We start from the raw sequence: 13290 nt of genomic DNA on the forward strand, positions 1-13290 counted from the left end.
CTCTCTCCTTCAAGTGACGTTGCAAACATCACTTTGGCACATTGCGATGCCGTCGGGAGGGGGCATCCACTCCATCAGTTCTCAACGGCAATCAACAGATATGGACCTTTGCTCAGGAAAATACCGCAACATCCATCTCTGGAGCGAGTGGGCTGGGTGAGACTGGGCTGCGTGCAAAGCTGGAAAGTGGATTTGATCTCCAACTGGTTGATGGCGCCAACTTTGAGGGTTCCGTTTTCTACGATGGCATTGGCTCTGATACCTACAAAGCCTATGGCGCGTCCGTAGGTCTCCGGGTGCGCTTTTAACGGGTCTATTGCGTTTCAAGCTGGCAGTCCGGAGACCCCGGACTGCCGCATTCACTAGGTAGGTACGGCTGAGACAAACGACACTCTGTCAGCCCCACATGCGATGCGCTATTCGAACTCGCCACCCTCAGCTTCTGTCTGAACACGCTTCTTGATCGTCAGGGCGATCGGGTTTTCGATCTCTTCCTTGATGTGGGCCAAGAGACCAACAGCTCTTGCGGCCACGCCCAGTCCGCGAACCAATTTCCAGGGCACCCCCATTTCCGAAGCGATGGCGGCAATGGCGCCCGTTGCATTCATGGGCAGGGACTTGCCGAGAACTCTGCCTGCGTGATGAGCTACCTCTTCCATCGTTTCGACATATCGACCCACAAAGCCCTGATCGCGTGCAATCTCGATCAACCGTACGGCTCGTGGGTCGACCGGCTTGTGCAAGCTGTGGCCAATTCCAGGAACCTGCCTGTTGTCACTGCGGCAGGCCGACACGATGCGTTCCGCGGTCGCTTGTGGATTGGTCTCCCGATTGAGGTGCTCCTGAAGCAGGCGAGCAGCGTTTTCCATGCTGCCGACATAGTTGCTGCCCAACCCTGAAAGCCCGGCGCCAATCGCTGCCTGCATGGCTTCAGGTGCTCCGGCGTAGGTCATCCTCGTCGCAATCGCGCTCGGCGTAATTCCGTGCTCGACCAGTGCCACCATCATGGCGTTGACCATGATCGACTCACGGGCGTCGGGCAGTCGATCCATCATGCCCAGATACGCCATGTCGCCCAAGGATGCGACACCCAGCAAGTCCGAGCACAGATCGTAGCCCTTGATCGTAACCGAGCTGGGCGTACTGCGCGCTATATTGGAGCGAAGGGTCTTTTGTTTCGTCATGCCGATGCCCTCTTGAGCGTTGTTATATCGATTTCCTGCGCACGGGCGCGCAGGTCGGGGTCAGCGCGCAGCACAGCCTTGGCGATCTTGTGGGTGGCCGTGTGCGGCAGCTTTGTTGCAAAGGCGACAAAGCGCGGAATCTTCATGGGCGCGAGCCGATCGGCGCACCATTGGGCAATGTCTGTTGCACTCAACTGTTTGCCCTCATGGGGGACCACCACCACCAAGATATCGTCCTCTCCCAATTCCGATGGTACGGCAATTGCGGCCGCTTCAAGCACGTCCGGGTGGGCGCCAATGACAATGTCGAGCTCGGCACCGGAAATGTTCTCGCCGCGCCGCCTTATGATGTCCTTCTTGCGTGAGACGAAGAAATATTCGCCATCAGCGTCCCGGCGCACGATATCACCGGTTGCAAACCACCCATCTGTCACCGCCTTGCGTGTGGCCTCAGGATCCCTGAAATAGTGCAGCATCATGGCGGGAGACTTGATCAGCAGTTCACCCTCTTGCCCCTCGGCGACGTCCCTGCCCTCATCATCGATAATGCGACACCGCGCCCACTCCATTTCGGGGTCCGGATGCTCCAGCACCCTGCCCATCGAATGCTCTTTGTTGGGCGCGTCGAGACTGCCGCACGTCACGCCAGGAATTTCGGTAAGCCCGTAACCCGACACGATCTGGGGAATGTTGAAAGCCTCGCGAAACGCGCTTTCATAGCGGGGTCGAACGCCATAGATCGCTCTGATCACATTATCGGGCCGAAACTCGCTGCGATCCCGGGCAAGAAGGATGTTGCCGATAGCCTCGATGATGTTGACTGTCGTTGCGCCCGCATCTGCGGCTTGTCGCCAGAAAGATGATGCCGAAAACCGCTCGACAGCGAAAATCGTGGCGCCCGCACAAAAAGCGCCCGCAGCGGAATAAAACAACGCGTTCACGTGGAAAAATGGCAGGACAATCATGACCACATCGTCAGGCTGCAATCTCAGGCGCGCTATGTTGATCTGCCCGCACCGCAGGAAGTTTTCGTGCGAATGGACCACCCCCTTGGGACGGCCGGTGGTCCCCGAGGTGTAAATGATCAAGCATGGATCTTGTGAAGAGACCGGCCCTGGGGGTGTATAATCCTCGTGGTTCTCGAGCGCTTCCTCAAAACTCAGACCGGGTTCGCTGCTTCCGGTGAACAAAAAGAACGGCTCGATGCCAGCCTCTTTGCAGGCAGACCCGACACGGGCCTCGAGCGTGTCGGGTAAAATTACACCCGTCACCTGAGCATGACCAAGAATATAAGCCAGCTCGGAAACCCCGAACTCTGGATTGATCGGAACCATGAGGCCACCGAGTTTGGCGAGCGCAAACAGCGTCAACATATGAGCAGGATGGTTGCGTCCCACTACGGCGACCCTGTCCCCGCGGGCAACCCCGCGTGCTGCAAAGGCGGCTGCCAAAGCGTCGGTCTGGCGATCAAACTCGGCGTAGCTCCATTCCCGGGTGCCAAATCGCAACAGGATCTTGTCTGCGTGACGGTCTACTCGCGCCTTGAGCATATCCGGCAAGGTCAGCCGCACGTCCCCATAGGCCTCGATCACCTTAAGCGGCTCAATCATCTCCAAAGCCAAACTCCCTTAGTGTTGACAAATCTCCTGTAGCATTTTTATTGTACACAAATGTATGCAAAGCATGCAATGGTCCCTGAATGCGCTTGCTTTGCTTGAACCCGATGGGCAAAAGCACGGATTGCGCAAAAACGGGAGGAACAGGAGGAGAATTCCATGATCAATTTCAAATATGCTGTCTCAGCCCTTGCGCTGGTGGTGGGTTCATCGGCCGGCGGTGCGCTGGCCCAGGATTATCCCAGCCAGCCAATCCATGTCGTCGTCCCCTTCGCCGCCGGTGGCGGCGGTGACTTTGTCACCCGAGCCTGGTCCGATAAAATGTCCGAAGCATTGGGTCAGCCGATCGTTGTGGAAAACCGCCCCGGTGGCAGCACGATCGTTGGGACTGAATATGTCGCCAGCGCCGAGGCCGATGGATACACCTATCTCGTGGTCAATCCCAATTTCGTCACCAACCGCTACATGAATGAAACACCCTACGACGCGGCAGAAGATTTCAAACCCGTGGGGCTTTTCGTCACCTACCCGATGGGTCTTGCGGTGCGCGACGATCTGGAAGCGGAAACGGTTTCCGAACTGATCAGCTACGCGCAAGAGAACCCCGGCACGCTCAACTACGGCTCCTCGGGGCAAGGGTCCACATCGCACCTGGCCAGCTTGCTCTTTCTCGACCAAACCGGCATCGAGATGCAGCACGTTCCCTATAATGGTGCCGGTCCAGCCATCGCCGATCTCGCTGCGGGCACCATCGATATGTTCTTTACCGGGCTTTCCCAGTCGGTCCCGCACGTGGAATCGGGCCGCGTAAGGCTTCTGGCCGTCTCAAGTGCCGACCGCATCGAGAGCTATCCGGACCTTCCGGCAATCTCGGAAGAAGCTGGCGATGGGTACGAAGCCCTCGTCTGGTGGGGCATCGTTGCTCCTGACGGAACGCCTGACGAACACATCGAGACCTTCCAGGCCGCCTTGGCCGAAGTCATGACCGATCCCGAAGTTCAGGAGCGCTACGAGGTGCTGGACGGAGATACCACCGTCACCAATCCAACAGAGTTCTCCCAATTCATCGACAATGAGGCGACCAAGTGGAGCCGCATCATCGATGCGGCCGGCCTTTAGGTTCATTGTCAGCCATCGCGCCTGTTGCCAGCGCGATGGCCCTTTATCATCGGGTTCTGGAGACGGCCGTGAAAAACTGGTCTTTTTCGCGCAAGCGTATTGAAAGTTTCATCTCCCTTCTGGCCGTTGCCCTAGTCTTTGGCGGACTGACGGTCGGGCGACTGGATATCGGCACCATCAATGCCATGGGGCCGGGCTTTTTCCCCATTGTGCTCTCGGTGGCGTTGGCCGGACTTGCATTCGTTATTCTCTTACAACCCGACGCGGACGCTGAACCCAGCAGTCTTGGAGACCTACGACCGTTTCTTGCCGTTGTTGGCGGAGTGGTGCTTTTTGCGCTTGCTATTCGCCATATTGGTCTTTTCCCGACAACCGCCCTTGCCGTGATAACGGCCGCGACTGGAAACAAGGACTTTTCCTGGCCTGGTGTCATCGTATTGGGATTGTGCGCGGGAGCGCTGTGTACGTTGATCTTTGTCTATGGGCTCTCGCTTCCCATTCCGGCTTTCAGGAGTCCCCTCTAGTGGAACTGCTCGCTGACCTCGCCTTCGGGTTTCAAACCGCCCTTTCTGTCGAGAACCTGATCTATTGCTTCGTCGGTGTCTTTCTGGGCACGATGATCGGCGTGCTACCGGGCGTGGGTTCCCTGGCAGCAATCGCAATGCTGCTCCCCATCACCTATTATCTCGATCCCACCACGGCGATCATTATGCTGGCCGGGGTCTATTACGGAGCCGAATATGGGGGCTCGACGGCCTCGATCCTGCTCAACCTGCCCGGAACGCCGTCCAATGCCGTAACCTGCCTCGATGGCTACCCCATGGCCCAAAAAGGCAAGGCCGGGGTGGCACTCATGACCACCACGATCGCCTCATTCGTTGGTGGAACGTTCGGCATTTTGATGCTGACCTTTCTCTCCCCCGTCGTTGTCGACATTGCCTTGATGATGCGGCCCGCCGACTATCTGATCCTTATGCTATTTGGTCTTCTGGCTGCCGCAACCGTTGCCCCTGGATCTGCAGTCAAGGGCGTTTCAATGGCCATCCTTGGCCTGTTGTTGGGCTGCGTCGGGCTCGATGTGAACAGCGGCATGCCGCGCTTCACCTTCGGTCTCGCAGACCTTTACGACGGCATCAGCGTGGTTGTTCTGGCTATGGGGCTGTTCGGCATTGCCGAGATCATCACCTCGGTCCGGACACAAACCAAAGCCTATAAGCAAAAGGTTTCGCTGCGCTCGATGCTGCCAAGCCGGTCTGAAGCGCGCCGATCATTGTTCCCAATGGCGCGTGGCGCTGGCATTGGCGGCATATTTGGGCCGCTCCCGGCAACCGGCCCCTCGATCGCGGCCTTTGTGAGCTACGCCATCGAAAAGCGCATCTCAAAACATCCCGAAACGTTCGGCACCGGAGCCATTGAGGGGATCGCCTCACCCGAAGCTTCGAACAATTCGGCCGTGCAAACCGCCTTTATCCCCACCCTCACCCTGGGCATACCCGGCACCCCGGCAATGGCCATCATCCTGGGCGCCCTGATGATCCACGGGATCACGCCTGGGCCCTCGATTGTTGAACGCAACCCGGACCTTTTCTGGGGGCTGATCGCAAGCTTTTGGATCGGCAACATCCTGCTGCTCGTCCTCAATATCCCGCTCGTGGGGATCTGGGTGCGCTTGCTCAACGTACCCTATCGCTATCTCTATCCCCTGATCGTGGGGCTGATCTGCGTGGGCGCCTACTCGATCGGGTACAACAGCTTTGACGTCCTCGGCGTCGCAGCCTTCGGGTTGATCGGCTACCAAATGCGACGGCTGGGGTTCCAACCCGCCCCCCTGCTCATGGGCTTTATTCTCGGCCCCATGGTTGAAGAAAACCTGCGGCGCGCCTTGCTGCTCTCCCGGGGCGATTTCGCGCCCATTGTCTTAAGACCGATGAGCTATGCCTTCATTGCCATCATCGTCATCTATGGCGTCTGGACATTGTGGGCGAGGCGCCGCGCTCGGGTCGAGATGACGCAGGATCGCCAGATTGCCGATACTCAAACATAAAACGAGACCTTTGCGGATGGCTTTGACCGACTTACAGGACGCTCTCACCGCCCGGTATGGCGAAGATGCACCTTCAGAAATCGTTGAAAACCCGATCGTTGAAGCGCTCCTCGCGCACCGTTCCGTGCGCGCCTATACCCCCGACCCGCTGCCCGCTCATGCGCTCCAGACCATGATCGCAGCGGCACAATCAAGTTCATCATCGTCGAACCTGCAAACCTGGAGTGTGGTCGCGGTAAGCGATCCGCAACGCAAAGCCACCCTCGCCTCCTACGCCAACGATCAAGCGCACATACGCGAGGCTCCGCTTCATCTGGTGTGGCTGGCGGACCTCTCGCGCCTGCGCGATGCAGCCGCATCGCGCGGTATCGAGGCAAAAGGGCTCGACTATCTCGAACTCTATACGGTGGGATGCATTGATGCTGCGCTCGCAGCCCAGAACGCGGCCATAGCCGCCGAGTCCCTGGGCCTGGGCATCGTCTATATCGGTGGCATGCGCAACCGACCCGTCGAGGTGGCTGAGGCGCTCAAGCTCCCATCGGGCGTTTTTGCCGTATTTGGCATGTGCGTGGGCTATCCGGATCCCGCCAGGCCCGCGACGGTCAAGCCCCGCCTCCCCCAATCCTCAGTGCTCTTTAAAGAGACCTATAACCGTCATGCCGCGGGCGCCGCAATCAAGGCCTATGACACGCTGATGGACGCATTTTACACCAGCCAAAAAATGGACCGAGATCCCTGGTCCCTGCACTCTGCCAAGCGGGTGGCCGGCCCCGAACGGTTGTCTGGTCGTGATCAACTGCGCAGCATTCTCAACCGACTGGGATTTGCACTCAAGTGAGAGCGTTGTGAACGTTCCGTCCGACGCCACAGCTGGCCGCGCGGCCTTTTTCAAGATTTTTCCAACGATCGCGTTGCCGGTCTTGCTGGCAATGATCGACCAGTCGATCGTCGCCACGGCCCTGCCCAATATCGCAGCCCACTTTGGCGCTGTCGACCAGATCGCCCTCGTCGTGTCAGCCTATCTCGTCTGTGCCGCCATTGCCGCACCCATCGCTGGGGCCCTGGGCGACCGGATGGGACGCAAGGCGCTCTTGCTATGGTCCCTTGGCCTTTCGATGACTGGCGCCACCATCGCCGGCTTTGCGCACAGCTTTGAAATCCTCATTCTGGGTCGCGTTTTCCAGGGATTGGCCGGTGGAGGCATGATGACGCTGTCCCAGGCCCTGCTCGGACAGGCCGTCCCGGCAAGACAGCGCGCCCAGTACCAGGGCTTTGTTGCCGGGCTGGGAATGGTTGCGGCCACCACCGGCCCCGGTCTTGGCGGCCTTCTGGTTCAGGCGTTTGGCTGGTCTTGGGTCTTTTTTGTACTCATCCCCTTCCAGCTTTTGGGGGTGCTGATTGGTTGGCGGCTCCAAGACACCTCAAAAAGACAAAACCATGGGCGGTTCGATTGGATCGGCATGGTCTACCTCTCGCTCGCCATCGTGACGCTGCTCACCGCGTTTTCCCTTGTCGCAGACGCGCAGGCATTCGCGATGCCCTCAGCGATCGGAGCGCTTATCCTGGGCGTCATCATGATCATCCTGCTCATCCGCCGCCAACGACGGGTGCCGGCCCCCATTCTGCCCATGGCGAGCCTCGTTAAGCCGGCCATCTGGCGAATCTGTTTGACGACCCTGTGTCACGGCGCGACCTTTGTGTCGCTCCTGACCTTCATCCCGCTCTATCTGAGCGTTCTAAGGGGCATGTCACCTGCATCAGTCGGTCTGGCCATGCTGCCCATGACCATCGGCATCGGGATTGGCTCGACCCTTGCGGGGCTTTTTATCTCCCGCAGCGGTTGGCTCGGGCCGGTACCAGCACTGGGGTTGATGATCGTTTTCCTCAACATGTCGCTTTTCGCCGTCTTCGCACCGTCCTGGACCAACCTGATCATACTTGCAATGTTGGGATGGAACTCGCTGTGGCTGGGTACCGTGATGGGTTCGGCGCACACCATTTCTCTTCTTGAAGCCGAGCCAAATGAGCTTGGCGCCGTTGCTGGCGCTATCCAGTTGGCACGATCTGTCGGGGCGGCAATCGGAGCATCTATTATCGGCCTGTTACTGATCGCGAGCATCTCACTGGCCGGAATTGGCGAACCAACCCTCGTGCTGCATCAGGCATTTGATGAGGCCGCAAGACAGTCAGGCGCCGCCGGTGCAGCCCCTATCATCGAGCCCTATCTGGCAAAAGTGTTCCTCGCAATCGCAGCACTCGCTGGCGTCGGGAGCCTGATTGCATGGACCAACCCGCGTCGCCGTCTGGAGCCTTAGCCGGATCAGTGCCTTTAAGCATCGTCAGTGGCTGCGGGTCGGTTATCCTTTGCAATCTGCAACCGAACCGTTAGCGCTCGGGCAATATGATCGATGCCAGCGTTTTGTGCCGCGTCCGCGTCGCGTGCCCGGATGGCCCCGATGATGCGGGCGTGCTCATCTGACGCTGCCTCGATGCGGCCGGTCGACACAAAGGTTGTGTCCGGGAGCAAAATGATCGTTTCCTGTAATTCGTCGACCGCCTGACGCAGATACCTGTTCCGACAGGCATCATAGAGGCGGGCGTGCAAGATACGGTTGAGTTCTTTGGCAAGCTCGGGGCTTTGGGCAGTCCGAAATTGATCGTTCAGGCGCTCGAAATTTTCGATTTCGACATCGGTCGCATGATGAGCCGCAAAGCGGGCAACAAGACCCTCAAGCTCTTGACGCATGGCGTAGAGTTCAAAGACCTGCGGCATGGACAGCGTGCTGACCGCAAGACCGCGACCCGTCCCCGTCTCGATCAACCCCTTCTCCAGCAATCGGCCCAGAGCCTCACGGACCGGCGTTCGGCTCACCCCGATGCGTTGGGCAACGTCTTCCTCCCGAAGGCGATCGCCGGGGCGGAAAACGCCGTCGCGGATGGCCTTGAGGATGGACTGGTAGGCGCTTTGCCCTCGGCTCAGTTGCGGGACGTCGGGTTTGGTCATAAGTTTGGCGTTCCTCGAGCGGTTTGGCCAAACCTACACATCCAAATTCGCTCAGTTAAGTCCGCCCGTGTCATTACACCCCATCAGCGCGTGCCTTTTGTCTGCGCATCCCGCACCAAAGCGGCCAATCGAAACGGTACGTGCACCATCTTTGTGTACGGCAAAGTCAGGAAAAGCGCCAAAACGGCACCCAGATGCGCAACGAGCAGTGCGGGAACAGCGGCCGTACCCGTCGCCCAGTATAAAGCCAGCCCCGTCACCGCCGTCATGGTGAGCAGCAGCACAAAGGCCATTTCTCCGCCCCATACTGCAGGTGCTCCAAGCGATTTTTCTGCTTGCAATTTAAGCCCGATCAGTGCGCCTCCGCCCAGTGTCATCAAGATCCCGCCAGGAACGCCAAAGAGCTTGGGTGCTGTCAGTGGCCCATAAGGCGCCTCCCAACCAAATCCATAGTGCATGATGGTGCCCGAAGTCGTGGCCGCAAAACAGAGCACGAACCCCCACATGACTGCCTGGTGCGCCCAGCGGCGGGCTTTGGTGAAGCGGTCCTGGGCCTCGTAGTTGCATCCGTCGGCCGCGCCACCTTTGAGATTTTTCAGCCGTCCAGCGTCTATGAACGCCTCGCGCAAATGGGCAAGCCTCACGCGCTCCCCCCCAACTGTGCGCCAATACGACCAGAGCCCTGCTGCGATGATGATCAGCGGCAAAAAGGAGCTCACGGTGAAGAGAGTGGCCATGACGGTATGGGAAATAACCGCATAAAAGCCCTCCCCGCTGTTTGGCCGGATGGCATAGGCCAACATGATCATCACGGCTATCCCAGCACAAAGGGCACCAGCCAATGCGACCCCACTTGTCTGAAAAAGCCGTGCAAATCCGCTGGGCCAGATAAACCTTTCCCAGCTCTCCACGCGCACTTCTGCCAGAGCGCGGGGCAGGTTGACGGCGAACTCGTGCGGCTCGGTGTACTGGCAGGCATAGTAGCAACCCCGGCAATTGTGACACAGGTTTGCAAGCTGGGTGACTTCACCATCGGAAAACGCCCGGTGCAGCGTCATCGCCGGAAAGACCGAGCAATAGCCTTCGCAATAGCGACAGGCATTGCAGATCTCGAGCTGCCGCCGCGCTTCTTCAACCGCCGAGCAATTTGCTTCATCCGCAGAGCGCCCGTCCATCAGTGGACCCAAGACATCAATTGACATGCGCTGCGGCCTCCCTGCCTGCAATCCGTCCGAAGACGGTTCCAATGGTCATACCAAACCCGGCCAGATACCCCTGCCCCAATATCGAGCCCGCCATGATTTCCCCCGCTGCCCAAATATTGTCATAGAGCCCGTCAGTGCCGCTGACCTGAGCCGAGGTGCTCACCTTGAGCCCGAGATAGGTGAAAGTGACGCCAGGGCGGAGCGAATACCCATAGAATGGCGGGGTATCGATCGGACGGGCCCAGTTCGATTTTGGAGGGTCAGCACCCTCAGTTGCCAGCCCGTCCAATTCGGTCGGATGGAACGCGCCATCCCGGCACGCGGCGTTAAACTCCGAAATCGTTGTCTCCACAGCGCACGGTGGCAGGTCCAGCTTTTGAGCGAGCTCGCCCACTGTGTTTGCCGAAATGGGCGGAAACACCGACGGCATGAACAGATCGAGACTTTTGGCATCAATGATCGCAAAGCCGACCTGGTCTGGCTGGGCCGCCACCAGTCGCCCCCAGATGGCATACCGCTTTGGCCAGACATCCTCGCCTTCATCGTAAAAGCGATGGCCATCCTTGTTGACGACCACCGAAAACGGAACACAATCGAGCCGGGTGACGATGCCACCGTCAAACTTGGGGGCCCGACCGTCGATGGCCACGGCGTGGCATTGGGTGGGATCGCCAACGCTTTGTGCGCCCGTGTCGAGCATGTCGCGCAATACCTCACCGCGATTATAGGGGGTGCCGCGGACAAGAAAATTGCGTGCCGCGGGACCCCAGGCTTGTGCCAGCCATTCCGTGTTCGCCTGGAACCCTCCTGAGGCCAGGATGACGGCCTTACCGGTGATCTCCAGCTCCTCACCGCCTATCGTTGCCCGCACGCCTTGGAACCGATTGTCGCCAATGATGATGTGGCTGACATTGGCCTCGTAAGCGACGGTCACGCCCAGGTCGGTGGCTGTGTTGTAGTAGGCGTTGACCAGAGCCTTGCCGCCACCAAGAAAGAAGGCGTTGGTGCGCGAAAGCGAAAGCGTGCCGGACAGGGAATTTTGGAAGACAACCCCGTGCTTTTCCATCCAGGGAAGGCATTCCTCAGAGGCCCGGATGGCCATTCGCGCCAATGTCTCGTCGGTCTTGCCCTTTGTGACCAGCAAAAGATCGTCAAAATACTCGTCTTCGCCGTATGTACCGGTCAGAACCGACAAGGGGCCGGAGTGCATGCAGCGAAAATTGCGCGTGTGTCGCGAATTGCCTCCGCGATAAGGCTTTGGAGCGCCCTCAAGAACCAGGACGCGGGCGCCCGCCTCAACTGCCTCGATAGCGGCGCAAAGTGCCGCATTCCCACCGCCCACTATCACCACGTCCCAATCGGTCTGCTGCAGGTCCTGGGTGGTTGCTAACGCCATCAGCACTCGTCTCGATCAATTCCCAATATGAACCTCATAACCCCGCTTCCGCGAGGTCAGGCTCTGTATACATTCGCATACATTACGATGATCATTGTGACAAGCCGCAAAGGCGATCTGCGAGAAGCAGTTCGATAAGCCCGCGAACCGAATTGCTTCAGATACCAGGCGCTGGGAAAAAGCGTCCATGCCGGGGATGCGTCTGACGAGGATCATGACGGCCGCCGCATACCGAAAGGCTGCAATAGCAGCCGACGGTCGCTTCGGCCACCGCCGCAGGATAGGCGCGCACATAGCAGGCATCGCTGTGCGGCAGATCGAGCACGAAGAAGTGCGCCTTCTGCTCAACGCCGCCGATGACAACGACAGCCTCCCCGAAGTCGGCCTGTGCGTGCCCCGCTGGGTGCGCCAGCGGCACGAACATCTCCTGGCCGCGCCGATCCCGCTTGCGCATATAGTCCTTGATGATCGTGTAGCCGCCGGCAAACCCGTGCTCGTCGCGCAGCCGGTCGAACACCCGCTTGGCCGTATGGCGCTGCTTGCGCGGGACCGCACGGTCCGCATCAAGCCACCGATCGATGACCGCGATGAACGCGTCCAGCTTCGGACGCCGAACCGGAGCCTGCCGCCGATAGCCCGGCGGAACCGAATACGCCATCATCTTGCGAACCGTGTCGCGCGAGATGCCGAAATGCCTTGCTGCCTCGCGCTGGCTCATGCCCCCGTCGCAAGCCACGCGAACCTTCAGATATAATTCCACGGTGTAGATCCCTATGCCCTCCCTGCGCCACGCAGAAAAGGGAAAAAGTGGACGACTTTTACGCCGCCCGCAGCAGGACTATCCCGCCGCTACCGTGGTCTAGTTTTCCACCGCCGTTCTCATCACGATGGCCATCGTCGCGCCCATGATCATCGCCATATAGGCCCGAGTCTCGCTCCAATAAACGTGTTCGAAGGCATATGTGTTGAGATACATGAGCCCAAACATGATTATCGTGGACGTTGCGATCATTGCGGCAAAGCGCAGGTATTTGCCCATTTTCGATCCTTTCTTCCGGCAGGTTCGGTCTGCTGTCTGGCAGGTCAGTCCGATCAATCAACCCCAACGGATGAGTCCTCGTCCTCGAAACCGCCATACTTTAGGGAATTGTTCGGTTCAATGAGAGTTCCGATCCTGACGCAGGCCAGGGAGGTCGTTAGTTGAAACTTGTCGGCCGGACAGCACAGGTGATGATTGGCGCACTGCTTGCAATGGCGGTCTCTCTGGCTTTGCTTTCGGTTGGCGTGGGTGCCCTGGAGCATCATCCCCAAATGCATGGCGATGGGATCGAGGAGACGCACGGTCAAGCCCATCGCGATTCCGACCCTGGCGACATGGCCAGCGCCCAATACCCCTGTCAGCCCTGCGGCGTCGATTGTTGCGTGATGACGCACTGCCATCCCGGCTTGGCGACCGAAACCCATGGCACCTTGTTTTCGGGTTCAGGCGACACGACAGTCAACACCATTGGGACAGACGTGTTCGGCGGCTCGCCCGATGTTGCCGTTCCTCCTCCACGTATCCTGCTGATCTGATTGACTATAAACCAGATTTGACAGGAGAATTCCGATGAACTTTACAAATACAGTCTTCATGGCAGCCCTCGCAGCCACTGCGCTTTCCGTCCCCGCTCTCGCGCAGGAGGCCGACTTCCAATTGCCCGAACAGTGCACAACCTCCGC

At 59.0% G+C, this 13290-nt stretch carries 11 protein-coding genes and 2 pseudogenes; 6 read left to right on the forward strand and 7 right to left on the reverse strand.

The window, feature by feature from the left end; genetic code table 11:
• Window positions 1–416: 416 nt before the first annotated feature.
• Both ACN0TA_RS18525 and ACN0TA_RS18530 read right to left on the reverse strand, forming a co-directional pair.
• Complete coding sequence (locus ACN0TA_RS18525; protein ID WP_417585719.1) at window positions 417–1184, reverse strand: citryl-CoA lyase; 768 nt, start codon at window positions 1182–1184, stop codon at window positions 417–419.
• Entirely contained in the window at window positions 1181–2794 is a 1614-nt protein-coding gene (locus ACN0TA_RS18530) for an AMP-binding protein (RefSeq protein WP_417585721.1), read from the reverse strand. Before ACN0TA_RS18530 ends, ACN0TA_RS18525 begins: the two co-directional genes overlap by 4 nt.
• A 165-nt stretch (window positions 2795–2959) precedes the next feature.
• Between ACN0TA_RS18530 and ACN0TA_RS18535 the strand changes: the two genes are divergently transcribed.
• The 5 genes from ACN0TA_RS18535 to ACN0TA_RS18555 all read left to right on the forward strand — a co-directional run bounded on the left by ACN0TA_RS18535 (window position 2960) and on the right by ACN0TA_RS18555 (window position 8278).
• Window positions 2960–3919: a Bug family tripartite tricarboxylate transporter substrate binding protein gene (locus ACN0TA_RS18535; protein ID WP_417585723.1), complete on the forward strand. Its 960-nt coding sequence runs from the start codon at window positions 2960–2962 to the stop codon at window positions 3917–3919.
• Between the two features lie 68 nt (window positions 3920–3987).
• Window positions 3988–4443 carry a tripartite tricarboxylate transporter TctB family protein gene (locus ACN0TA_RS18540; protein ID WP_417585725.1) on the forward strand — a complete coding sequence of 152 codons (456 nt, stop codon included), beginning with the start codon at window positions 3988–3990 and terminating at the stop codon, window positions 4441–4443.
• Window positions 4443–5963 carry a tripartite tricarboxylate transporter permease gene (locus ACN0TA_RS18545; RefSeq protein WP_417585727.1) on the forward strand — a complete coding sequence of 507 codons (1521 nt, stop codon included), beginning with the start codon at window positions 4443–4445 and terminating at the stop codon, window positions 5961–5963. Before ACN0TA_RS18540 ends, ACN0TA_RS18545 begins: the two co-directional genes overlap by 1 nt.
• 16 nt (window positions 5964–5979) lie before the next feature.
• Entirely contained in the window at window positions 5980–6801 is an 822-nt protein-coding gene (locus ACN0TA_RS18550) for a nitroreductase family protein (protein ID WP_417585729.1), read from the forward strand.
• Window positions 6802–6808: 7 nt separating this feature from the next.
• Entirely contained in the window at window positions 6809–8278 is a 1470-nt protein-coding gene (locus ACN0TA_RS18555) for an MFS transporter (protein WP_417585731.1), read from the forward strand.
• 14 nt (window positions 8279–8292) lie between these two features.
• Here the strand turns inward: ACN0TA_RS18555 and ACN0TA_RS18560 are convergent, their stop codons facing one another.
• From ACN0TA_RS18560 to ACN0TA_RS18580, 5 genes and pseudogenes are all read right to left on the reverse strand, one after another.
• Entirely contained in the window at window positions 8293–8967 is a 675-nt protein-coding gene (locus ACN0TA_RS18560; protein WP_417585733.1) for a GntR family transcriptional regulator, read from the reverse strand.
• Window positions 8968–9050: 83 nt separating this feature from the next.
• A complete protein-coding gene (gene tcuB, locus ACN0TA_RS18565; protein WP_417585735.1) occupies window positions 9051–10169 on the reverse strand; it encodes a tricarballylate utilization 4Fe-4S protein TcuB in 1119 nt (372 codons plus the stop codon).
• Window positions 10159–11568 (reverse strand): FAD-dependent tricarballylate dehydrogenase TcuA, encoded by a 1410-nt coding sequence (tcuA, locus tag ACN0TA_RS18570; RefSeq protein WP_417585737.1) that lies wholly within the window; start codon window positions 11566–11568, stop codon window positions 10159–10161. Before tcuA ends, tcuB begins: the two co-directional genes overlap by 11 nt.
• Window positions 11569–11821: 253 nt before the next feature.
• Window positions 11822–12328: pseudogene (locus ACN0TA_RS18575) on the reverse strand (helix-turn-helix domain-containing protein); the annotation flags it as partial.
• A 120-nt stretch (window positions 12329–12448) separates the two neighbouring features.
• A pseudogene (locus tag ACN0TA_RS18580) lies at window positions 12449–12607 on the reverse strand (DUF305 domain-containing protein); the annotation flags it as partial.
• A gap of 161 nt (window positions 12608–12768) precedes the next feature.
• Between ACN0TA_RS18580 and ACN0TA_RS18585 the strand changes: the two are divergent.
• Complete coding sequence (locus ACN0TA_RS18585; protein ID WP_417585739.1) at window positions 12769–13143, forward strand: hypothetical protein; 375 nt, start codon at window positions 12769–12771, stop codon at window positions 13141–13143.
• Window positions 13144–13290: the final 147 nt, after the last annotated feature.

The organism is Pelagibacterium sp., assembly GCF_048264985.1.
GTDB lineage: Bacteria > Pseudomonadota > Alphaproteobacteria > Rhizobiales > Devosiaceae > Pelagibacterium.

Excerpts from the sequence above, each read along its gene's own strand:
- ACN0TA_RS18525 (WP_417585719.1), bottom strand. The coding sequence starts at position 1,184 with ATGACGAAACAAAAGACCCTTCGCTCCAATATAGCGCGCAGTACGCCC.
- ACN0TA_RS18530 (WP_417585721.1), bottom strand. The coding sequence starts at position 2,794 with ATGATTGAGCCGCTTAAGGTGATCGAGGCCTATGGGGACGTGCGGCTG.
- ACN0TA_RS18535 (WP_417585723.1), top strand. The coding sequence starts at position 2,960 with ATGATCAATTTCAAATATGCTGTCTCAGCCCTTGCGCTGGTGGTGGGT.
- ACN0TA_RS18550 (WP_417585729.1), top strand. The coding sequence starts at position 5,980 with ATGGCTTTGACCGACTTACAGGACGCTCTCACCGCCCGGTATGGCGAA.
- ACN0TA_RS18560 (WP_417585733.1), bottom strand. The coding sequence starts at position 8,967 with ATGACCAAACCCGACGTCCCGCAACTGAGCCGAGGGCAAAGCGCCTAC.
- tcuB (WP_417585735.1), bottom strand. The coding sequence starts at position 10,169 with ATGTCAATTGATGTCTTGGGTCCACTGATGGACGGGCGCTCTGCGGAT.
- tcuA (WP_417585737.1), bottom strand. The coding sequence starts at position 11,568 with ATGGCGTTAGCAACCACCCAGGACCTGCAGCAGACCGATTGGGACGTG.